This window comes from Cytobacillus firmus NBRC 15306, from assembly GCF_001591465.1.
GTDB classification, from domain to species: Bacteria; Bacillota; Bacilli; order Bacillales; family Cytobacillaceae; genus Cytobacillus; species Cytobacillus firmus.
In genome coordinates this window covers 1-22,780 of record NZ_BCUY01000065.1, presented here as the reverse complement: position 1 = coordinate 22,780, position 22,780 = coordinate 1, and the positions used below count along the sequence as shown (strand labels likewise).

Here is a 22,780-nt window from a genome sequence, read left to right as displayed (position 1 = left end):
CCTCTGAGTCTTGAAGGCGGGTCTTACTGCCCGTTAGACTGCGATAAGTGTCTAATTTCATTACAATTTGTCGATAAAAAAACAAGCTATTTTACTGGACTTTTTTTATTAAAGCGTTTATTTTACTATAAAAAGGCAATATTCTATGTATAAGTTTCAATAAATTGGAATGGGATGGTGTTACGATGGCAGACAAGAAAAATGTTAAATCTCCCGGCAAAGATCTAAATATTGGTGCGAATGTCTCATTAAACGGCCTGGTAACAGCTGTTTTTGATAATATGGTCCATGTCCAGATTGGCGCTAAGATAGTAACAGTTCATGTTAAAGACCTGTATTCCGGATTAAATAATCCTTTATTTAATAAACAGCAGGCTTAGTATCCACCATCTCTAAACATACTTCAGGAGGGGCAGCTCAAAGGCTTGCCCCTTCTGTTTTTTAGACCGGCTGTACCTGCTTATACCTCCCTGCCGTATGTGCATAATCTCCGAGCACTTGATAAGCCTTCAAATCGGATTTATCTAATAATGACACAGCTTCTGTAGGTGCCTTAACGATTATGGCCTGTTCTGACACTTTGCTGACGAATTCAACTCCCTCAGGCAGCACTGTTTGATCGGCATCACCCAATATTACCCAGAACGGCTGCTCAGGGACCGTCTCTTTCGATATAGCTTCCTCAAATGCTGAAGGAAAATCGGCTTTTCCCACATGAATTAAATCTTCAATAATCGCACTCGCTGTCGGGAACATTCCTGCTCCGGGACCCTGCAGGCTGATATTCCCGACAATATCCGCATCAATTGAAACGGCATTCTGCACGCCTTCTACTCTGTATAGAGGATGAGATTCTCCTGTCAGGACCGGCTTTACTGTACAGCGGACAAAATCTTTTTCCTTCTGAATCGATGCTGCATGCTTGAATTTCAGGCCCAGCGAATCAGCCAGACGGATTTGCTCAATCGTAATATCAGTAATGCCTTCTCTAACAGAGTATTCCTGTGCCGGCGCTTTCCCGAATACAAGCTCGCTCAGAACAACTGCTTTGTAAAAGGCGTCATATCCTTCGATATCGTTTTTAGGATCGGCTTCTGCATAGCCTTTATCCTGAGCGATTTTCAATGCTTCTTCAAATGATAAGTTCTCCTCGCGCATGCTTGTCAAAATGAAATTGGATGTGCCATTTAAAATTCCTTCAATCCGTTCGATCCTGTTGGCATTCAGCAGCTGCCTGATGGTCTGAATGATGGGGATTCCGCCGCCGACTGTTGCTTCAAATCCCAGTGATACATTCTTTTCTTTTGCCAGCTTCGCAAGCTCACTTCCATGATATGCAAACATCTCCTTATTTGCTGTAATGACATGGCATCCTCTCGATATTGCCTGGCGCAGATACGTATAGCCCGGTTCCCTGCCAACAATGGCATCAATTACAACATCAAGCTTTGGAAGCTCAATAATATCCTGAAAGTCATCTGTTAAAAGCACCTGATCATCAGGCAAAGAATGTTTATTCACATTTTTGACCAGGATAGCGGAAACCTTCACTTCTTTCCCGAGTATCGTCTGAAGCCTTTCCTGATGCTTTCTGATTGTTTCATACACTCCTTTTCCAACAGTTCCAAATCCCAATAGCCCGATCGTTATCGCTGACATTACTCATTCCCCCTGGGTAAAATTTATTGTGCCTGCCGTAAAAACAAAAAACCCCTTCCGTCCATTACAGACAAGAAGGGGTTTGAATTAATATTCCGTTCATTCCGCCTTCTTATCTTCGGAAAATGTATTCCTCTGAATTTGGCACCGTGCATGAATGCTGGTTGCCGAGGCTTCATAGGGTCAGTCCCTCCGCCTCTCTTGATAAGAAGTTTCTAAGTATTCAATTTATATGAATCATAAACATTTATCAGGTCTGCGTCAACCTTTTTTGAAAAATTATTTTCTTCAGACGCTTTCACTTTCATTGAAATCTTTCGTTATGATCTCAAGAAAATGCTTAAGAATTCTGGCAGTCAGCCCCCAGATGACTTTATCCTGGAAATAGTAAAATACCTCTTCCGCTCTCCTTGTCTGCCAATTGTAATTTTCACCTCCGGCAATCAAATCAAAAGGGAAATTTTCTTCTGGCTCTACCTTAAAATTCACGTGATACGTTTCCGGTTTAACTTTTTTCAGAAATGAAAGGGGGACGGTAAAAACCTCTTCTACTTCATCAGGGTTCGGGACAATCTTGTCCGGGTTTTGGATAATGCCTGCATAAGGGTAAATAATTTGACCGAAGGAGATCATGTAATCCAGCGGGGAAACATTTGTGATGCTGTCTTCGTCCACACCGAGTTCCTCAGAGGTTTCACGGATGGCCGTATGCTCTTCATCCCTGTCTTCCGGATCTATCCTTCCGCCGGGGAAACATACCTCCCCAGGCTGCCTTCTCATTTTTAGTGAACGCACTTCAAATAGGACATGTACCTCATTATTGATTTCAACCAGCGGTAGCAAAATAGCGAACTTCGAAAATCGCTCACTCCCCAAAATGATGGGGGTTCTGTTCCTTAACCTTTTAGCCAGTTTCTCAATCTCCATATCCTCCCACCTCCAGCAGCATTTCAATTCAGTTATTATACCTTTATCTTACTGTATTCTTTGCATTTTATTAATTTTTACGGCTTGTGCCAAATAATGATTCCGGACTATATGCTATTGCATCCTGACTTCAAAAGTAAAAGAACGTTTCTCCGCCTGCAAATCAGGGAAAATAAAAAAATATCATAATACACTGGGAGTGAAAAATATGAAGAAAAATATATTAATAGGCGGATACGATACACAGCAAGAGCTTAAAGAAGCCATTGAAGGTGCTGGGTCAAATGGATATCAGAAGGAAAATCTTGTGATCGTCTCCAAGGATGGCGCAAATCTTGAAAGCTTTGCAGACAATTACGGAGTGAACTTGCGAATTGGCGGTTCCCAGGAGCTGGGCAATCAGCGTTTTCTTGATTCTGTTAAAGCTCTTTTCATGGGGGAAGACCCGGCCACAAGTTCAGGAATTGATCCCGATAAAAAAGATGGTACACGGTTTGATGAACATGACCTGGATCGATACGCAGGCATGGTTTTTGACGGAAAATATGTCTTAATCGCTGACTATTATGGGAAATATCCAAACTCCACGCAGGACAATCAGAGAATCACTGCCGAAAACTCTGAAGGTTATATGGAGAGTGCTTCAGCCCGGGAGGTTGTCCATGAATCGGATATCAAAACACTGGCAGATAAATCCGCTGATACATGCTGTGTCAACGAGAATCCCAGTCGTATTCAGCATTCTCATACTTCAGCAGAAGTGAAAAAAGAAGTGCTTACAAAGGACAAGCTTAAATAGTATCAGCCCCCTGAAAGTGGGGGCTTTTTGCTGAAATAAAAAGAGAGGTTTCCCTCTCTTTAGGCATATTTCTTCTTATCCTCTTCCTGTTTGAAGAAGCTTTTCATCGCATGGAATACATCTGCTTTTTGCTTAAGAATATAATATCGGAAATCATCATTTTTGATATTTTTATAGGCGGACATCAGGGTCGAGTGGCGGTTATACTGGTTGACCTCACCGTATCCAAACATGTTGGACACCTTCATCAGGTCTTCCACCAGCTTAACACAGCGGGCATTATCAGAGGTCAGGTTATCACCGTCTGAGAAGTGGAAAGGGTAAATATTAAATTTACGCGGATCGTACTTGGCATCTATAAGCTCAAGTGCTTTTCGGTAAGCAGATGAACAAATCGTTCCACCGCTTTCTCCTTTTGAAAAAAAGTCCTCTTCTGAAACCACTTTTGCTTCTGTATGGTGGGCAATAAATTCAATTTCAACTGTCTCATATTTGGTTCTCAGGAACCGCGTCATCCAAAAGAAAAAGCTTCTGGCCATATACTTTTCCCATATCCCCATCGATCCGCTCGTATCCATCATCGCAAGCACGACAGCCTTTGAATCAGGCTTTACAATTTCGTTCCAGGTCTTAAACTTCAAATCTTCCTTATAAATCGGGTGGAACGCTGCCTTTCCCTTCATTGCGTTGCGCTTGAATGCCGACATCATGGTCCGTTTCTTATCAATATTGCCCATTAATCCAGTCTTTCTGATATCATTAAATTCAATGTCCTCTATGAGATTTTCATCCTGCTCTTTTCTCTTTAAATTAGGCAATTCCAATTGTTTAAATAAAGCTTCTTCAATTTCCATCAGTGATACTTCTGCTTCAAAATAATCCTCGCCTGCCTGGTCGCCTGCTCCCTGCCCCTTTCCGGGTCCTTTCTGGCTGCCGGATCCGTCACGTGCCACTACATCTCCAATCTGGCTATCTCCATCGCCTTGGCCGACATGTTTATTTTTATCATAGTTATAACGGATTTTGTATTCATCCAATGAGCGAATCGGAATCTTTACTACTTCCCGCCCATTCGACATTACAATGTTTTCTTCCGTTATTAAATCAGGCAAATTGTTGCGGATTGCTTCCTGGACTTTATCCTGATGACGCTGCTGGTCATCATAGCCTTTGCGATGGAGGGACCAATCTTCTTGGGAAATCACAAACTGATGGTTATTGACATTCGTCATGTTAACCCCTCCTTTTAAATTAAATTTCACACATTACAGCTTTCCAACATACAATATCGCGAGTGTCAAAAAAGATGAAACATCCCCATTTCAGCAGTCTGCCTTCATTTCATAGATTCATTTCCCGGCAGTGATTTTGATATTCATGCACCAATACAAAGAAATGTTTATTACTCTATCATATGCGGGAAGACAAAATAATTTACAAATAATTTTGACAATAAGGCATTCGAAGCATCTTTTGGACAAGCCAATTTTTATACAAAAATAAACCTCCGCGTTTAGCGAAGGTTCTTGTCTTTGCTTTTATTCTGAATAGGATCCGGATATTTATTGTAATCCTCTTTTAATTCTTTATTGGTCCGGAGATTTTCCATCTGCTTGCCCAGGTTTTCCATTTCCTCAATATTTTCTGCCATTGAGCTGTTTCTCGGTGTATAATCCTTATCCAATTCTTTCTTTTTCATGAATATCACCTCTGCTGTATTTATACCCCTAAATGGGCTTAGCTAAACTTTTATACTTGTTCTGCAGCATAAAAAAGGCCAAGCGTAAATAGGATTATACTATAGGGGGGATTTTATGAGCGAAATCCTTTGCTGCAGCTGGTGTGGTGAATTATCATTGTATGAGCGGACCGTTTATCTTGAAAATAAGCCAATCTGTCCGGAATGCCAGAAAAAAAAGAAAGAACCTGCATTAAAAATAGACAAAAATGGATGAAGAGGCTTTTCGAAGCCTCTTTTTTATATGGGGTATTTTCATTAAATCTTAATTACATACAAATAAATAAGCCTGGCAGCAATACTGCCAGGCCCTCCATTTATCGATTCAGCAAGCTTCCCACATAGCGGAGCAGTTCGTTGGCTGATGTGGAGTTATAGCCATGTTCGTCGATCAGACGTGCTACTACCTCATTCACCTTCTTCAGCTGCTGCTCATCCGGCGTTTTTGAAGATGTTGTGATTTTCACGACATCCTTCAGGTCGGCGAAGAGTTTCTTCTGAATGGCTTCGCGCAGACGGTCATGCGAATTATAGTCAAAGCGCTTGCCTTTTCTGGCATAAGCGGAGATGCGGATGAGGATTTCCTCCCTGAATGCTTTCTTCGCATTTTCGGAGATGCCGATCTGCTCTTCGATTGAGCGCATCAGCTTTTCATCCGGACTGATTTCCTCACCGGTTAATGGGTCGCGCAGCTTCGCTTTATTGCAGTATGCTTCAACATTATCAAGATAGTTTTCCATAAGGGTTTTCGCAGATTCTTCATAGGAGTATACAAATGCCTTTTGGACTTCTTTCTTGGCGATATCATCATACTCTTTACGGGCCAGAGAAATAAAGTTCAGATATCTTTCCTTGAGCTCTGGAGTGATGGATGGATGCTGATCCAATCCTTCTTTAAGCGATCGCAATACATCCAGCGCATTGATGCTTGTGATATTTTTGCGGATGATTGTCGAAGAGATCCTGTTGATGACATAACGCGGGTCAATGCCGCTCATGCCCTCATCTGCATGCTCTTTTTTCAATTCTTCCACATCTGCTCTATTATAGCCTTCAACGCTCTCTCCATCATACAATCGCATTTTCTTAACTAAATCAATATCGCCTTTTTTCGGATCTTTCATGCGGGTTAGAATCGTAAACATCGCTGCAACCCTCAAAGTATGCGGTGCAATATGCACGTTGGAAACATCGCTTTCACGGATCATTTTATCGTAAATCTTCTCTTCCTCTGAAACCTTTAAATTATATGGGATTGGCATAACAATTATCCTGGAATGCAAAGCTTCATTCTTTTTATTGGAAATGAATGAACGATACTCTGTTTCATTCGTGTGAGCGACAATTAGCTCATCTGCCGAAATAAGGGCGAAGCGTCCAGCTTTAAAGTTGCCTTCCTGAGTCAGGGATAATAAATGCCATAAAAACTTCTCGTCACACTTCAGCATTTCCTGGAATTCCATCATACCGCGGTTTGCTTTATTCAACTCTCCGTCGAAACGATAGGCACGCGGATCAGATTCTGAACCATATTCAGCAATAGTTGAAAAGTCAATGCTTCCAGTCAGATCAGCAATATCCTGGGATTTCGGATCTGAAGGGCTGAAAGTTCCAATCCCCACCCTGCGGTCTTCTGAGAAAATGATCCTTTCAATCAAAACATCCTCAATGCGGCCGCCATATTCCTGCTCAAGACGCATGCTATTCAGTGGCGATAAATTTCCTTCAATTCTAATTCCATATTCGTCATAGAAATCCTTTCGGAGATGGTGCGGGATTAAATGAAGCGGATCTTCATGCATTGGGCAGCCCTTAATAGCATAGACCGCTCCCCTATCTGAATGAGAATATTGTTCCAAACCTCTTTTTAGCATCGTCACTAATGTTGATTTACCGCCGCTGACCGGTCCCATTAATAAAAGGATCCTTTTGCGGACATCAAGGCGTTTGGCTGCCGGATGGAAATACTCTTCCACTAACCTTTCCAAAGCTTCTTCTAATCCAAAGAGCTGATTGCTGAAAAACTGATATCTTTTTTGCCCCTTCACTTCTTCCACACCGGCATCTTTAATCATGCTATATACCCGTGAATGTGCTGACTGGGCAACCCATGGTTTCTCTTTAATAATTTCTAAATACTCTCCAAAAGTCCCTTCCCATTTAAGCTTTTCTTCCTCGTGTCTGTACATCTCAATTTTTTTTAGAATATCCATAAGGACCTCCCCCTGTCGCATTATCAGAGACGATTAATATACTCTATGCGCACCGGCAATCGAACATGCGTAAACTATTAAGAGTTTGGTTTGTACTTTTTAAGGGGATTAATTATTACGAATACTTTGCTGCAGGGATCTTACTGTAAAAAAAACTCCATACTTTTCATTCACAGTTATTCATTTTTGGGCTATAATAAGCTTATATTTACATGCTTGCCTATTGAGATACCGCTAAAGGAGGATTACATATACATGGGTACAATTATTATTATCGGTGTAATGGTTGCTTTCCTTGCTGCTATTTTCACTGCCGGCTATGATGACAAGCCAGGCGTAAGCAAAAAATAAGCTGCTGATCTATTCAGCAGCTTTTTTCTTATTTCAATATTCTCCTACCTTAAATCCATCTTGTTCTTCTGAACAAAATCCTTCATATACATGCGTGTCTGCTTTTCGAGCATGCCGGCAATTTGACTGGTCCAAGTGTCCTTCCGCTTGCCGCCTGTACGCTCATCATAATACTCGGAAATGATTTTATTATACACTTCCAGCTCTTGGCGGTAGGCTGTTTCATCCTGACTATACTCATTTTCATGATAAATGTGCTGAAGGGGGAGCCGCGGTTTTTTGTCGTTCTTTTTGGAAGGGTAGCCAACAGCCAGTCCAAACAAAGGAATCACACGATCTGGTGTTTTTAATAGCTCAGCCACTCCCTCCAGATTATTTCTTATTCCGCCAATATAGCAGAGTCCAAGTCCCAGCGATTCTGCAGCAATGGCAGCATTCTGCGCAGCCAAAGCAGCATCAATGACAGCCACCATAAACTTCTCTGTGCTTTCGATTGATGGGATTACATTTTTATTTTCCATTTGGCCGATGACTTCATGACGATGCAGATCAGCACAAAACACGAAAAAATGGCCATTTTCAGCTACATAACTCTGATTGCCTGCCATTTCAGCAAGTTTCGCTTTCTTTTCATTATCTGTCACTCCGATTATTGAATAGGCCTGGACAAAACTTGAAGTGGAAGCAGCTTGAGCAGATAGTACAATTGTTTCAATCTGCTCTTTCGACAGTGGCCTGTCTTCAAAATTCCGGACGGAACGATGGTCCATCAGCAAGTTGGTAACTTCATTCATCACATCTCATCCTTTCCATATGTACTTTTTCATTTTACCCAGAGAAGAAAGTTTTCTCCAAAGGAAAAGGCCTGATAATCTTTCAGGCCCTGTGTTTTCCTATGTTAAATGTAAGTATTCCTGCTGGCGCAGTGCTTCATATACAAGAATGGCAGCTGTGTTGGATAAGTTAAGCGAACGGATATTATTGTTGATTGGCACCTTTAATAAGCGCTCTTTGCTGCTTTCAATAACATCTTTTGGAAGACCGGCCGTTTCCTTGCCGAAAATAAAATAATAATCCTTCTCGACTTTGCTATAGTCAAAAGTGGAATATGGCTTGGTGCCATCCTTCGTTAAGTAGAAGTATTCACCATGTTCAGTGCTTTTAAAGAAATCATCTAATGAATCATGATAAACAATTTTTACAAATTGCCAGTAATCCAGGCCTGCCCGCTTCAGCATTTTATCATCTGTTGAAAAGCCGAGCGGCCGGATCAGATGCAATGTCGTATCAGTAGCCGCGCAGGTACGGGCTATATTGCCTGTGTTGGCCGGAATTTCCGGCTGATATAATACTACATGCAATCCCACTTTTTTCACCTCTAAATTAAATCTGCATGTGTTATTATATCACGTTGAAATCACCATACAAATTACTGATCATCGGTAATAGTCAAAAATTTATATTTAATATTGGGTGTATAAGCTGTCGAATCTTCATAAGCCCAATAGCGCATTCGGCTGTAATAGGTATGGGCATTGACGAGGGGCATTCCTGATGCATCTTTGCCCGTCACGATTGTTGTATGGTCAAAGCGTCCGTCTCCCTGAAAATCATAGCAGATGACATCTCCTATTAAGAGCTGATCCGGACTGGAGACTTCCTCAGCCCTTAACCCCGAATTTGAACTGGGCAGATACCACCGCATTGAATTCGCTACTGTCCAGCTGTAGCTCCAATTCCCGCTTCTCATCCACCAGCCTTTTCCACGGTTGGGGTATCCCCTCATTGGGCCGCCGCCTGCATGAAGGCACTGGGAAATATAATTTGTGCAATCCACATCAAATTTTTTATAAGCCGGATTATAGCTGTTCCACCATTTTTCGGCATACTGTACAGCCTTCATGCGGTCATATTCATACTCATACCTTTCTTCCTCTTCAACCCCCCGGTCTGGAGACGCTTCTTCTTCTTTACTATCTTTAAAAGGATTTTTCTCCCGGTCTTCAACAAATACTCCTTTATAAAAATCGGCTGTACGCTCTTCAATCTCTTCTTCCATATAAAATATGCCTTTTTGTTTAATTAAATATTTGAAGTGAACTCTATAATCAACCGGAGTCACATCTTCCTTCTCCCTGCCGACACTGATCACTTTTCCGGCTGCCTGCGCTTTCACAATCTCACCGGAGCGGCCGGAAAGAGATTCTTTCTTTTTTTCAATCTTAGGGCATGTATGAATTGAACTTCTTGAATGGGAAACGCACTGCTGCACTCTTTTCTTTAACAGCTCATGAAGCTGGTCCCTCACGCATCTCACTCCTCTCCTATTCAATACATATGAGAGGAAGCATAGGACATTGCTTAATTTTTCGCGCAATAATACAATAAAATTGCCGGGCTCGCCAGTTTCTCTGCCTATGAGTCGCATAGCTTTTACGGTCACAGGATAAAAAAGCCATAAAAAAGGAGGGAGTTTCCTCCCCCATCATCATTGTTCAAAAAAACTTAAACCCTTTTCAATTTCAGCGATGACTTCTCCGTCTTTCTCCTGGTGCAATGCCTGTTTTAGTGCAGGCAGTGATTTTTCTCCGCCAATTTTCCCGAGTGCCCATGCGGCAGTTCCCCGGATCACCGGCCTCGGATCTTCTCTCATAACTTTAATCAGGTCTTCTGCCGCTGTCTCATCTTTGTAGTGAGCAAGGGCAATGATGGCATTTCGCTGGATCGGCTTTTTCCCTCTCCAGGAACCAGAGACCGGGCCATATTTTTCTTTGAATTCACGGTTGCTGATAAAAAGAAGCGGCCTTAAAAGCGGCTTTGCCACTTCCGGATCCGGCTCCATTTCATCATGCAGATGAAAATCCTTGCCTTTATTTTCAGGACAAACGGTTTGACAGGTGTCGCACCCATAAAGCCTGTTCCCCAGTTTTTCTCTATATTGCTCTGCGAGAAAGCCCTTTGTCTGTGTCAAAAAGGCAATGCATTTCTGTGCATCAAGCTGACCTCCCTGAATTAAAGCTCCAGTCGGGCAGACATCAACACATTTATTGCAGCTTCCGCATCTGTCTTCCATTGGCTTATCAGGCTCAAAAGGCAGATTTGTTATCATTTCTCCAAGGTAAACATACGATCCGAATTCCGGTGTGATGATGGAACAGTTTTTTCCGCTCCAGCCTATTCCGGCACGCTGTGCAACGGCCCGATCTACCAGCTCACCGGTATCCACCATTGATTTGCATACTGCCTCAGGAATTCTTGACTTAATGAATTCCTCAAGCTTTTGAAGACGTTCCCTCAGGATATGATGATAGTCTTTCCCCCATGAAGCCCGGCAGAAAATCCCCCTTCTTTCACCTCTTTTGCTGACAACCCTTACCTTCATTTTGGAAGGATAAGCAACTGCAATGGAAATAATAGACCGGGGCTTGTCCATTAGCAGGCCGGGATTCACCCTCTTCTCAATATCAGGTTCTTCAAATCCTGAATGATATTGAAGCTCCTGCTGGCGAATCAGCCTATTTTTCATTTCATCAAAAGTGCCCGCTGTCGTAAAACCGATTTTATCAATGCCAATTGTTCTGCTGTATTCAATCACTTCCTGCTTGAACTGTGCAAAGTCCATTGTATGACCTCCTTTCGTGAAAAATTTAATTTATATGAAAGTCTTTAATTTATTGAATCACCGCTTATTATGATAAACTATTTTAAAGTAATTTTGGAGGTGGAAAGCTTGGAAATTATGATTGCTCCAGAGTTGTGCAGGTTATTGCCCCATTTTAAAATCGGATTCATTACATATAAAAATATCGAAGTCGGACAATCTCCTCAAATGGTAAAGGGAAGACTCCAATTATTTCAGGAATCTATTTATTTTGACTTAGAGGACAAGAGTGTTACAGAATTTGAAGGGATCAAGGAATGGCGGCAAATCTTCAAAACAGCAGGCAAGGATCCAAACCGCTACCGCCACTCTGCGGAAGCACTGTACAGAAGAATAAAAAAACAAAATTATCTGCAGCCGGTCAACAGCTCCATTGATATCAACAACTTCTTTTCCCTGGAATACCAAATACCGATCGGCATATATGATGCCGATAAGCTTTCAGGCCATCTTACTATCAGGTTAGGCAAAGAAGGAGAAGAATATAACGGCTTAAACGGAAGACCCAATTCGCTTGCCAATTTAATAATCAGTGAAGATGCGGCAGGGCCATTTGGCAGTCCGTTTGTGGACTCTGAAAGGACAGCTGTCACGGAACAGACTAAAAATGCAGTTCAAATTGTTTATTTGCGCCCCTCGCTGGAAACGGATAAGGCTGAAAAAATGACAGAGTCATTAATGAACATGTACACTCAAGTGCATGGTGGAGAAAGAAGCTTTAAGGTAATTGGATGTTAAACTAGTTTATTAAAAATCGAGTGGTATCTGCGGATGCCGCCCGATTTTTTCTTAATAGCCGAAGAACATGAAAAAACGCAATACCTCGTTCTTTTTGAACGAAACACTGCGTTGGCTATGTATGGAGCGGGTGAAGGGAATCGAACCCTCATCATCAGCTTGGAAGGCTGAGGTTTTACCACTAAACTACACCCGCGTTTATATAAAGTTACAAATTACTGATTTCGTTCCCGTTCTTGCATGCCTCTTCCTCTGAAAGAATTCTTCAAGGAAGCCTATGCGTCGAGGCAACTCGCTGATGATTCATGGATGTGTCGCTCGTGGCTGAGGTTTTACCACTAAACTACACCCGCATTTTGTGAATATATATTCAATCATAAATGCAAATATGAATATACATTTTGTCGAATCAACTATTTAATAATACTAAAATCAGAGTAAATGGTCAACCCTTTTTGAGAAATTTGTCGAAAAAACAGAGAGGGGGTTTTCCCTCCCTGTTTATACCCACCACATTTCCGAAGGCTGCTCTTCGATTAAGATGGATTTTAGGTTCCTTACTGCTCTTGTAAATCCTTCTTCAATCGACATAAGCGGATCTTCGTGCTCAATGCTGACTACATAGTCATAACCAAACGTGCGCAAAGCGCTCATCATATCAGACCATTCCTGCAGGCTGTGTCCGCACCCGACTGCCCTGAATGTCCACGCCCTGGTCTGGACATTGCCATACGGCTGCATATCCGTTAACCCGTACATATTCACGTTTTCCTGGTCAATATAGGTATCTTTTGCATGAAAATGATGAATGGCATTTTCTTTTCCCAGTATCTTTATTGCTGCCACAGGGTCAATGCCCTGCCACCATAAATGGCTTGGATCCAGATTGGCCCCAATGGAGTCACACGTTTCTTCCCTTAATTTTAAAAGTGTGTACGGAGTGTGTACAAGGAATCCTCCATGCAGTTCGAGACCGATTTTCACATTATGGTCTTTGGCAAATTGTCCCGCTTTCTTCCAATATGGTATGAGTTTCTCCTCCCATTGCCATTTCAGCACTTCACCATACTCATTCGGCCACGGAGCGACCGGCCAATTTGGATGCCTGGCTTCTTCCCCATCACCTGCAGTGCCGGAAAAACAGTTAACAACCGGAACATTCATTAAGCTGGCTAACTTAATCGTGTCGTATAAAACGCGGTCCGATTCCTCTGCAAATGCTTTATCAGGTGAAATCGGGTTGCCATGGCAGCTGAATGCGCTGATTTCAAGCCCCCTCGACAACACCTTGTTCAGGTAATCATCCCGGAGTTCGTTGCTTTCCAAAAGCTCCTGCAGGCTGCAGTGAGCGTTACCGGGATAGGCTCCCGTTCCGATTTCGACGGCCTTAAGTCCTGCAGCTTTCACATGATCGAGCATATCTTCAAAATTTTTATCAGCAAATAATACGGTAAATACGCCGAGCTTCACAAAATCCCCTCCCTAATATAATTCTCGTTTGCTGCTACTGTAAATTGCATCAATAATCCTGGTTGTCTGCATTGCTTCTTCTGCTTTAACCATAAATTCTTCGCTGCCCAAACAGCTGTTGATAAAGTTCCGTGCCTGTGTTAAAGCATAGTCCTCCTCTCCCGGGAGCCACTCTGAATGTGTATTCAGGAGCATCCCATATTTAGATTGATTTAACCTGAGTGGAAATAAATCAATCCCTCCATGCTGCCCTGAAAGACTGAGGCTTTCATCATCCCGTTCGATATTGGCAGACCAGGAAGTCTCAAAAAGCAGGGAAGCGCCATTCGCAAATTTTATGTAAGCTGTCACATGATCATCAACATCAAAGGATTGATGGTCAAAGCTGCCCCATAGATTCACCTGATCAGGCATTTTGCTTAATGTATTGTAAGCTGTACCGGATACCTCCGTTTCAGCCGGGTTTCCCAAAAGCCAAAGCGAGAGGTCAAGCAAATGGCAGCCATAATCAATCAAGCTTCCTCCGCCCTGGAGTTCCTTATTGGTAAAAACACCCCAGCCCGGTACCTTTCTTCTTCTCATCGCTCTTGCCCGGGCTGCAAACGGAGTGCCAATTTCATTTTCTGAAATGAGTTTTTTGGCAGCCTGTGCCTCTTTCATAAACCGGTAGTGATAAGCAATGGCCAATACCTTCCCGGACCTGTCTCTTGCCTCAATCATTTTCCTGCATTCTTCCTCCGTCATGGCCATCGGCTTCTCACACAAAACATGCAGCCCGGCCTCCAGCGCAGCAGCAGTAATTTCAGCATGAAACTTATTCGGAGTACAAATAACCACGGCATCTGTTTTTTCATTGAATACTTCTTTATAATCTGTAAAAGCGCTGCTGATTCCAAACTTCTTTGCAGCCAGCTGTGCAGTATCCTCATTCACATCGCAGATAGCTGTTATGGAAGCACTTTCCGATAATTTCATTAAAACGGGAATATGCCGGGATTGGGCAATTCCGCCAGCACCGATAATTCCGATCCGAAGTTTTTTCATGGATGCACCTCAATTAATTCTGACAATCTGCTTTGTTTCGCTGGACTCCAGGGCAGCAAGAATCACTTGGAGCGACTTCATTCCCTCGGAACCGGAGATGGCAGGCTCCTGTTCATTCAAAATACTTTCAATGAAGTGGTCAATGACACCTGAACTCTTTTGCCCGCCTTCTTCATTTGTCTGGATTCCGCCGAGCTCGTACTTCACTGTTTCACCGTTTGCATACTGAACAATGAGAGAGTTCACCGGATCATCCTCCAGTCTCAAAATCGCTTTCTCACCATAAATAATTGTAGAATTGTCTTCTTTAGATACGTAAGACCAGCTTGCAGCCAATGTACCGATCACACCGCTTTCCGTTTTCAAAACGCATACGGCTGTATCATCGACATCAGCACCGGCTTTGGCACTCGTTTCGACAAATGCTCCGACCTCAGCAAACTCTTCTCCCAGCAGGTAACGCAAGAGATCGGTCTTATGGACACCAAGATCACCCATTGCACCAATAAATGCCTGATCCTTTTTGAAGAACCAGCTTTCTTTGCCATCTGCACTCCATCCCTCCGGCCCGCCATGTCCAAAAGCAGTCCGGAAACTGTAGATTTTTCCCGCTTCCCCCCTTGCAATCAACTCCTTTGCTTTTTTATGAGACGGAACAAAGCGCTGATTGTGGGCAATCATTAATTTCTTTCCATTTTTACGGGCTGCTTCTATCATGTCCTCTGCCTCTTCCTTAGAAGTGGCCATTGGTTTTTCACATAAAACATGCTTGCCCGCGTTCAATGCTGCAACTGAAATAGGGGCATGCAGATAATTCGGGGTGCAGACACTCACTGCATCTATATCCTTGTCATCCAACAATTTCCTATAATCGGTGTACGCCTTCGCCTCGTAAAGATCAGCAAATTCTTTTGCACGCCCTTCATTAATATCACATACTGCTGCAATGACTGCCCCGCTGCTTGCATGATATTCAGGCATATGCCGATGCTTGGCTATACTTCCGCATCCAATGATCCCAATCTTGAGTTTTTTCATCTTAACTCTCCACTCCTTCATGTTTCACACTGATACTCTCAAGCGGCTTCGCATTTCCATAGACCGGTACCGGAAGATCAGCCGGCTTAGCCCACTTAACAGCATTTTTAATAACCTGCTGGACGTCCTTATGATAATATGTTGGATACGTTTCATGTCCCGGACGGAAATAAAAGATTTTTCCTTTTCCCCGCCTGTATGTGCTCCCGCTCCGGAAAACCTCCCCGCCTTCTTACAAGCTCATCCGGTGCAGGGATATCGAAATGTTCTCCATACATCTCTTCTTTTTCCAGTTCAATATATTCTCCAAGTCCTTCTGCAATCGGATGGCTCGGGTCTACAATCCAAATTCGTTCCTTTTCATCCGCTTCTCTCCACTTTAAATCACAGGAAGTTCCCATCAGCACTTTAAAAATTTTAGAAAAATGGCCGGAATGAAGGACAATCAGCCCCATTCCATCGAGTACTCTTTGTTTTACTTTTTCGACGATTGCATCCTCAACTTCCCCATGCGCCAGGTGCCCCCACCAGACTAAAACATCTGTTTCCTGCAGAACAGCATCACTGAGTCCATGTTCGGACTCATCCAATGTCGCTGTTTTCACCTTAAAATCTTCTCCACTTAAAAAATCCGCAATGGCACCATGGATACCATCAGGATAGACTGCCCTTACCTTTTCATCCTTCTGCTCATGGCGATTCTCATTCCAGACAAGCACGTTAATCATGGATCTTCCTCCTTCTTAATTCATACTTCTATATTCATTTGGGGAAATTCCCTCAGTCTTTTTAAAGACTTTGCTAAAATACTTTTCATCCTGATAGCCAACCTGAAAAGCAATTTCATAGATTTTCAGTTTATGGTTCTGCAGAAGCTCCTTGGCCTTGTTCATTCGGACATTCGTTATAAAGTCTGTAATAGTAGCCTGATATTCCTGTTTAAACTTCCTGGAGATGTACTCCCTGCTTAAATAGAATCTATCTGCAATTTCCTGCAGATTAATCTTTGTTATAGCTTTCCAGCAGAAACTGTTCTATTTGCTGGATCACATTCATTTCCCTGTTTTGCTCCTGATGGCATTCTACTGGAGAATTTTGCTGATTCCATTCATTAATGGCTTTTTCCAGGATTTCATTCAAAATGTCCGGATCGATAGGCTTCAAGATATAATCAAAGCATTTATAACAGATGGCATTCCTCATATAGTCGAAATCATCATATCCGCTGACAACAATCGTCTTGCTGGATAGATCTGAAGAATGTATCCATTTTAAAAGGCTTATGCCATCTCTCTTAGGCATGCTCATATCTGTGAATATGATTTCCGGGCGATGCTCTTTAATCAGCTTTATGGCCTCATTTCCATCTGCCGCCTCCATGATCGTGTCAATCCCAAAACGGCTCCAATCTCCAAGAAGCATTAAACCTTCCCGCACATGCTGTTCATCATCCACAATAATTGCTTTCATCTTTTCCACCTTCCATCCTTTTTGGAAGTTTAATAGAAACCAGCAGCCCCCCCTGCTCCAAGTTCTTAAGCTGCAGGTAAGCCCGTCTGCCATAATAAAGCTTTAATCGGACATAAACATTCTTCAGTCCGATATTCATTGACTCACCCTTTTGTCCTATCCTGTCATTCATCAAATGCATCCGGATTTCCTCCAGCCTGCTCTCAGAAACGCCTGTGCCATTATCCTCAATAAGAAGATCCAGGTAAAATTCATCCTGTCTGCAGGTTATTTTAACCTCTCCAGTTTTCTCGCGTGTATCAAAGCCGTGTTTAAAGTAATTCTCCACTAAAGGCTGTAATATCATTTTCGGGACAGGAAACCTCAATGCTTCATCATCAATCTGAAAATTGAACTGAAGCTGATCACCAAATCGTTCCTTTTGAAGCAGAAGGTAGGCCTTGGTATGGTCAATCTCTTTTTGAAGAGGAACCATCCCCTCCTCCATATTCATGCTGTACCTCATGATTTTTGAAAGGCGGGTAACAGAAGAATAAATTTGCGGGCCCTGATTTTTCAAGGCCGCAGTTCCAATTGACTGCAATGCATTGTATAAAAAGTGCGGATTAACCTGTGACTGCAGAACCTTAAGCTGATTTGTCTTGTTTTCAAGCTGAAGCTTATACTCCCGATTAATCAGATCATTAATTTTATCGATCATTTGCCTGAATCGTTCCCCGAGATAACCAATCTCATCATTACCAAGAGATTTAAAACGGACGTCAAGATTTCCCTTTTCAACCTGATCGATATTTTTGAGGAGAATTCTGATGGGAGAGGTAATTCTGACAGAAATAAATAACGTGGCGAGAATAACCAGGCACAGCCCAATTACGCCAAACATGATATTGATTTTCGCCACACTGAATGCACTTTCATATAAAGTGTTATATGGGACTCGCTTAACAAGATACCAGCCGCCTGAATTTTGCGATAATTGATCGTATATCATTACACCGCTGAATGTATCTTCCTCCCATTCAGCCGTGCCATTTTCTTTATTTGCGCCTATCACCCAATCAATCCACTCTGGTGTTTTATCTCCGTTATCAGCTTCATCCGTTGAACGGTAGATCATGTCACCTTCAGGAGATATAATATAGAATTCTTCATTTTCCCCCGAATAAAGATTGCGGCTGATATTGGTTATTTGATCCGGTGAAAACTCCAATGATATATAGGCCAATAGATCTTCCGCTGGAATATTAATTAAAGACCGGTGAAGCGTAATTACATTCTCAGGCTTCTTTTCATCAGGATCCTTTATCTTATGGACGGGCTCAAGAAACATATTGTTTGGACTTTCTTCCGCTTTTTCGTAATATTCCTGATTGGCATTTGTCAGCCTCTTCGAAAAAACAACAGTAGAGCGGCGGCTCGCTGTTATGAGCCGATCTTCCTTTGCAACTGCAATATTAACCCGTTTGATATTTTCCTCAGCATACAATATGGTCGAAATTACATTTCTTACAGCTTCGACAGCCTGGTAATTATTTTCCTTCCGCGGATCTTTTAAAAAGTTTATAAAACCTGGATTATTGTAGAGAGATAGTGTCAGCCCATCCAGTTCATTTATGTACCCCTCCAGGTTCATTTTTCCTTGATATAATAGGTTGCTATTTTCTTTAATGGCCTGGTCCTTCAAGGATTCGGCTGTATGGTAGTAAGTGATGATAATGGACGCCCCAAATGGAACGATTGTGGCAACCATTAATAGGACAATCAGTTTATTCCTAATGCTCCTTTTGAACATTTACATCCCCCGCTGCTATCTCTTTTACAATAGTATAAAGCAACTTCCCTTTTTGGGGATGCCTTTTTTCTATGGGATTTTCCGGATTAGAAAAATAGAAAACAGAAAGCATATCTTTTGCAGACATGCTTCCCGTTTCACCAATTTATTTCAAGTTATCCCAGGATGCCTGGAACCGTTCAACAACCGTATCATAATCAATCTTTCCGGCAGCATATTCCTGGATTGTTGCAGCAAACTCTTTATTTGCTCCATCCGGCCATCTGAACCATGTCCAAGGAATCGTTTTCTCTGCCTTAGAATACTCAAGAATGTGCTTACCAAGTGGCCCTAAACCGGTTGGCTCAATATTGTCAAAGGCTGGTATGAAAGCAAATTCTTCTGTGATATAACGTTTGCCTGTTTCAGATGAAACCATCCAGTTAAGGAATAACTTGGCTTCTTCAAGATGCTCAGAGTTTTTGTTAAGAACCCAGTTGTTCGGCACGCCTACCGGTAAACGGTCTGCCTCAGCTTCATCATCAGTCAGAGGAATCGCGAGGAATCCCATATTAATGTCAGGGTCAATTTCAAGAATCATGTTCTCTGTCCAGTTCCCCTGCTGAAGCATAGCTGTTTTGCCGGAAGCAAATAGTGTAACTTGCGTATTGTAATCAGTTGTTAACGGATTGTCATTTCCAAACTTAATTTCAGTATCAAGAACTTCTTTAAATTCTTTAAATTTATCATTGCCGGTTAACTTTTCAGATCCGCTGTATAAGCCTTCGATAAAGGCAACAGGATCTTCCTGCTGTGCAAATGGAATGTTTAGCAAATGCTGCCCAATGACCCACCACTCACCGTAACCGGCAGAGAAGGGGGTAATTCCTTTATCTTTGAGCTTTTTAGCAGCATCCTTCAGTTCAGAAATCGTATTAGGCGGTTCAGTAATTCCCGCTTCTTTAAATAAATCCTTGTTATAAATAAACCCGTATCCTTCCAGGTTTACCGGCATTCCATAAAGCTTGCCATCTGTATCGGTGGTTGGAACCTTACCAATTGGAAGCACATGCTCTGCCCACGGCTCATTTGAAAGGTCGGCAAGATGCTCTTTCCAAAGCTCCAATTCTTTAAATCCGCCATTGTTAAAAATATCAGGCTGTTCGCCGGATGCAAACTTAGCTTTTAATGCGGCACCATAATCAGCTCCGCCTCCGACTGACTCAAGCTTTATTTTAATATTTGGATGCTCTTTTTCAAATTCGCCAATCATTTCCTGAAGCTGATCGGCAATCTCCACTTTAAATTGGAACATGTTCAGTGTTACCACTTCATCACCATTCTTTGAATCATCCTTAGGCTTTTCATCCCCTGAAGAGCTGGAAGAAGAACAGCCCGCCATAATGCCGGCCATCAGAATCAATGACAGCAGTAATAGAGCAAAGCGTTTCATTTTGTTTCCCCCCTGAATATTTTTTATATAAACTTTCACAGCCTCTTTGGATGCAAAAGTCTCTACAACTACTTAATGGAGCCTTGTGCAATGCCTTTTATAATATGTCTCTGCAGGAACAGGAAGAAAATTATGACCGGTGTAATGCCCATCACAAGGGCAGCCAGTCCCATATCCCACTGCTTTGTATAATGTGCAAAGAATGAGCTTGTGGCCAAAGGAATCGTCCTTAGCTCTGCATCCTGAAGCACCAGAAGCGGCAGCAGATAGTCATTCCAGATCCACAATGTATTTAGAATGACAACCGTTACAGTTATTGGCTTCAGAAGCGGAAAAACAATTCTCCAAAAGACGCCAAACTGGCTGCACCCATCAATTCGGGCCGACTCTTCGATCTCGATTGGAACTGTTTTAATAAAACCGTGATAAAGGAAAAGTGATAATGGTACACCAAAGCCAAAGTACATAATGATGAGACCAGGTATGCTGTTTGTCAGATTCAGCGTGCCACCGAGTTTCATCAGGGGAATCATAACGGTCTGGAATGGAATAACCATTGCAGATACAAATAAAACAAACAGGATTTTGCTGAATTTCCCCGGAGTCCTAACCATCTTCCAGGCAGCCATAGAACTGATGACAACTAGTCCAATATTGCTGATTACCGTTATTATAAGCGAATTCCAGAAGGCACGCGGGAAATTAATGATATCCCATACCTTCAGATAATTGGAGAATAAAAACTCCTGCGGCCATGCTGCCGCATCAATCAGGATATCTGCAAAACCCTTTACAGAATTAATGAACACGAAGTAAAAAGGGATGAGGAATATGATTCCTAATAGGATTCCGATAATCTCCAGCAAAAACGTAACCTTCGTATATCTGGGATTCATTAGGCCTCAACCTCCCTTTTCTTCGTCATCATCACCTGAACCGTTGTAAAAATAGCTACCACAATGAAGAATAAAATGGATTTTGCGGTACCAAGACCATACCGGTTATTCTGGAATGCTTCCTGATAAATATTAATCGCAACCGATTGTGTCGAATTGAATGGCCCGCCGCCTGTGAGTGAAATATTCAAGTCAAAAATCTTAAATGCCATTGATATAGTTAAAAAGAAACAAATCGTAAATGCCGGTAAAATGAGCGGAATGATGATTTTTGTCAGGAGTGTCCAGCTTGATGCTCCATCGATTCTTGCTGCCTCCAGCAGCGTCTGATCAACACCCTGAAGTGCTGCGATATAAATAACCATCATATAACCGCTGATCTGCCAGGCAAACACAATGACAATTCCCCAGAAGGCTGTTGTCTCATCACCAAGCCATGGAAGCTTAAAAACCGAAAGATCCGTTAGATTACCGATAGCAGCGAACCCTTTTACGAAAATAAACTGCCAGATGAATCCAAGCAATAATCCCCCGATAACATTCGGAATGAAAAACACAGTCCTCAGCAGATTCCTGGACTTCAAGGCTGCATTCAATAATAAGGCAAGCCCAAATCCTAATAAATTACTAATAATAACAGAAGCCAACATAAATTTAGTTGTAAAAATAAAGGAATCAAAAAACTTAGGATCACTCTTAAAAATCTTTATATAATTTTCAAGTCCAACCCACTCCACCACAGCGCTGACTCCATTCCAGGATGTAAACGAATAATAAATCCCCATCAGGAAAGGAATGATCTGTATCACCAGGAAAAAAATTAATGCCGGTCCTACAAAAGCAAGGTATGTTAAGATCTTTTTCAAATTTGCTTTTTTCCTGGAAACTGTTTTAATCTCTGACTTAATTGCCGGTTCCCCGATCTCAACCTTTGTCTCCAATTCTCTTCACCGCCCCCTATCATCTTGCAAACGCTTTCCTACATTATATTTGAAAGCGGTTGCCTATATAGGTGACTGAATTGACTAAATGGTGCAATATTTTGACTTTTTCAAAAGGTCAATCGCCTTATCCTTGTTTCGGAGCAGCCTTCCGAACAGTTCAGAACCCTTTTTCGAAACCACCCTCTGAACCGTCCGGAACGCTGTGGAGATGATAAAATGCACGTCAAATATCTCAGGGATATAATTTTTAAATACAAAAAAAGGTTTCCCAAATGGGAAACCCTTTTTTTTTGATACCGGTGGCCGGGGTCGAACCGGCACTCCAGAAGGAACACGATTTTGAGTCGTGCGCGTCTGCCAATTCCGCCACACCGGCATATTAAATGTAGTAAATCTTGTGGTGCCGAGGACCGGAATCGAACCGGTACGGTAGTCACCTACCGCAGGATTTTAAGTCCTGTGCGTCTGCCAGTTCCGCCACCCCGGCGTATATCAGCGAATCAAGATTTAAATTATGGAGGCGGCAACCGGATTCGAACCGGTGGTAAAGGTTTTGCAGACCTCTGCCTTACCACTTGGCTATGCCGCCATAAAAACAATGAAATTCT

At 42.3% G+C, this 22,780-nt stretch carries 20 protein-coding genes, 4 tRNA genes, 2 pseudogenes and 1 riboswitch; of the genes and pseudogenes, 4 read left to right on the top strand and 22 right to left on the bottom strand.

Annotation, left to right across the window (positions count from 1 at the left end):
• Positions 1-185 precede the first annotated feature (185 nt).
• Positions 186-380: a hypothetical protein gene (locus tag BFI01S_RS16200; RefSeq protein WP_061793532.1), complete on the top strand. Its 195-nt coding sequence runs from the start codon at positions 186-188 to the stop codon at positions 378-380.
• 61 nt (positions 381-441) lie between these two features.
• Here BFI01S_RS16200 and BFI01S_RS16195 read toward each other — a convergent pair whose 3' ends face one another.
• Positions 442-1,659 carry a homoserine dehydrogenase gene (locus BFI01S_RS16195; protein ID WP_061793531.1) on the bottom strand — a complete coding sequence of 406 codons (1,218 nt, stop codon included), beginning with the start codon at positions 1,657-1,659 and terminating at the stop codon, positions 442-444.
• A gap of 109 nt (positions 1,660-1,768) precedes the next feature.
• Positions 1,769-1,870, bottom strand: a riboswitch (SAM riboswitch).
• 77 nt (positions 1,871-1,947) lie between these two features.
• Complete coding sequence (locus tag BFI01S_RS16190; protein WP_061793530.1) at positions 1,948-2,586, bottom strand: NUDIX hydrolase; 639 nt, start codon at positions 2,584-2,586, stop codon at positions 1,948-1,950.
• Between the two features lie 208 nt (positions 2,587-2,794).
• Here BFI01S_RS16190 and BFI01S_RS16185 point away from each other — a divergent pair, with 208 nt between their 5' ends.
• Positions 2,795-3,385 (top strand): general stress protein, encoded by a 591-nt coding sequence (locus tag BFI01S_RS16185; RefSeq protein WP_061793529.1) that lies wholly within the window; start codon positions 2,795-2,797, stop codon positions 3,383-3,385.
• 59 nt (positions 3,386-3,444) lie between these two features.
• Here the strand turns inward: BFI01S_RS16185 and yhbH are convergent, their stop codons facing one another.
• Together yhbH and BFI01S_RS16175 are read right to left on the bottom strand one after the other, a co-directional pair.
• A complete protein-coding gene (gene yhbH, locus BFI01S_RS16180) occupies positions 3,445-4,617 on the bottom strand; it encodes a sporulation protein YhbH (protein WP_035326684.1) in 1,173 nt (390 codons plus the stop codon).
• A 281-nt stretch (positions 4,618-4,898) separates the two neighbouring features.
• Positions 4,899-5,084, bottom strand: a complete 186-nt coding sequence (locus BFI01S_RS16175) for a hypothetical protein (protein ID WP_061793528.1) — start codon at positions 5,082-5,084, stop codon at positions 4,899-4,901.
• 115 nt (positions 5,085-5,199) lie between these two features.
• On the opposite strand from BFI01S_RS16175, the gene BFI01S_RS23090 reads away from it, so the two are divergent.
• Positions 5,200-5,340 carry a hypothetical protein gene (locus BFI01S_RS23090; RefSeq protein WP_156478345.1) on the top strand — a complete coding sequence of 47 codons (141 nt, stop codon included), beginning with the start codon at positions 5,200-5,202 and terminating at the stop codon, positions 5,338-5,340.
• 100 nt (positions 5,341-5,440) lie between these two features.
• Here the strand turns inward: BFI01S_RS23090 and BFI01S_RS16170 are convergent, their stop codons facing one another.
• The 5 genes from BFI01S_RS16170 to queG form a co-directional block, all read right to left on the bottom strand.
• Positions 5,441-7,336, bottom strand: coding sequence for a PrkA family serine protein kinase (locus BFI01S_RS16170; RefSeq protein ID WP_061793527.1), 1,896 nt, complete (start codon positions 7,334-7,336; stop codon positions 5,441-5,443).
• Positions 7,337-7,731: 395 nt separating this feature from the next.
• The gene (nfsA, locus tag BFI01S_RS16165) at positions 7,732-8,481 is read right to left on the bottom strand and encodes an oxygen-insensitive NADPH nitroreductase (protein WP_061793526.1); all 750 of its coding nucleotides are present in this window, start codon (positions 8,479-8,481) and stop codon (positions 7,732-7,734) included.
• 99 nt (positions 8,482-8,580) lie between these two features.
• A complete protein-coding gene (gene trmL, locus BFI01S_RS16160; protein ID WP_061793525.1) occupies positions 8,581-9,054 on the bottom strand; it encodes a tRNA (uridine(34)/cytosine(34)/5-carboxymethylaminomethyluridine(34)-2'-O)-methyltransferase TrmL in 474 nt (157 codons plus the stop codon).
• Positions 9,055-9,116: 62 nt separating this feature from the next.
• Positions 9,117-9,995, bottom strand: coding sequence for an amidase domain-containing protein (locus BFI01S_RS16155; protein WP_061793524.1), 879 nt, complete (start codon positions 9,993-9,995; stop codon positions 9,117-9,119).
• A 180-nt stretch (positions 9,996-10,175) separates the two neighbouring features.
• Entirely contained in the window at positions 10,176-11,309 is a 1,134-nt protein-coding gene (gene queG / locus BFI01S_RS16150) for a tRNA epoxyqueuosine(34) reductase QueG (protein WP_061793523.1), read from the bottom strand.
• Positions 11,310-11,417: 108 nt separating this feature from the next.
• Between queG and BFI01S_RS16145 the strand changes: the two genes are divergently transcribed.
• Complete coding sequence (locus tag BFI01S_RS16145; protein WP_061793522.1) at positions 11,418-12,086, top strand: B3/B4 domain-containing protein; 669 nt, start codon at positions 11,418-11,420, stop codon at positions 12,084-12,086.
• Between the two features lie 122 nt (positions 12,087-12,208).
• Here the strand turns inward: BFI01S_RS16145 and BFI01S_RS16140 are convergent.
• The 13 genes and pseudogenes from BFI01S_RS16140 to BFI01S_RS16080 form a co-directional block, all read right to left on the bottom strand.
• Positions 12,209-12,282, bottom strand: a tRNA-Gly gene (locus BFI01S_RS16140).
• A 305-nt stretch (positions 12,283-12,587) separates the two neighbouring features.
• Positions 12,588-13,556, bottom strand: coding sequence for a sugar phosphate isomerase/epimerase family protein (locus tag BFI01S_RS16135; RefSeq protein ID WP_061793521.1), 969 nt, complete (start codon positions 13,554-13,556; stop codon positions 12,588-12,590).
• A gap of 12 nt (positions 13,557-13,568) precedes the next feature.
• A complete protein-coding gene (locus BFI01S_RS16130) occupies positions 13,569-14,600 on the bottom strand; it encodes a Gfo/Idh/MocA family protein (protein ID WP_061793520.1) in 1,032 nt (343 codons plus the stop codon).
• 9 nt (positions 14,601-14,609) lie between these two features.
• Positions 14,610-15,638, bottom strand: a complete 1,029-nt coding sequence (locus tag BFI01S_RS16125) for a Gfo/Idh/MocA family protein (protein WP_061793519.1) — start codon at positions 15,636-15,638, stop codon at positions 14,610-14,612.
• Between the two features lies 1 nt (position 15,639).
• Positions 15,640-16,366: pseudogene (locus BFI01S_RS16120) on the bottom strand (ThuA domain-containing protein).
• A gap of 15 nt (positions 16,367-16,381) precedes the next feature.
• Positions 16,382-17,108 (bottom strand): annotated as a pseudogene (locus tag BFI01S_RS16115) (response regulator transcription factor).
• Positions 17,086-18,900 (bottom strand): sensor histidine kinase, encoded by a 1,815-nt coding sequence (locus tag BFI01S_RS16110; protein ID WP_061793518.1) that lies wholly within the window; start codon positions 18,898-18,900, stop codon positions 17,086-17,088. The pseudogene BFI01S_RS16115 and the gene BFI01S_RS16110 overlap by 23 nt, the downstream one beginning before the upstream one ends.
• Before the next feature lie 145 nt (positions 18,901-19,045).
• Positions 19,046-20,332: an ABC transporter substrate-binding protein gene (locus tag BFI01S_RS16105; protein ID WP_061793517.1), complete on the bottom strand. Its 1,287-nt coding sequence runs from the start codon at positions 20,330-20,332 to the stop codon at positions 19,046-19,048.
• Positions 20,333-20,400: 68 nt separating this feature from the next.
• A complete protein-coding gene (locus BFI01S_RS16100; protein WP_061793516.1) occupies positions 20,401-21,228 on the bottom strand; it encodes a carbohydrate ABC transporter permease in 828 nt (275 codons plus the stop codon).
• On the bottom strand, positions 21,228-22,169 hold the full coding sequence (locus BFI01S_RS16095; RefSeq protein ID WP_061793515.1) for a carbohydrate ABC transporter permease: 942 nt from the start codon (positions 22,167-22,169) through the stop codon (positions 21,228-21,230). Before BFI01S_RS16095 ends, BFI01S_RS16100 begins: the two co-directional genes overlap by 1 nt.
• 297 nt (positions 22,170-22,466) lie before the next feature.
• Positions 22,467-22,548, bottom strand: a tRNA-Leu gene (locus BFI01S_RS16090).
• A gap of 22 nt (positions 22,549-22,570) precedes the next feature.
• Positions 22,571-22,659: transfer RNA gene (locus tag BFI01S_RS16085), tRNA-Leu, on the bottom strand.
• A 28-nt stretch (positions 22,660-22,687) separates the two neighbouring features.
• A tRNA-Cys gene (locus tag BFI01S_RS16080) sits at positions 22,688-22,761 on the bottom strand.
• Positions 22,762-22,780 lie beyond the last annotated feature (19 nt).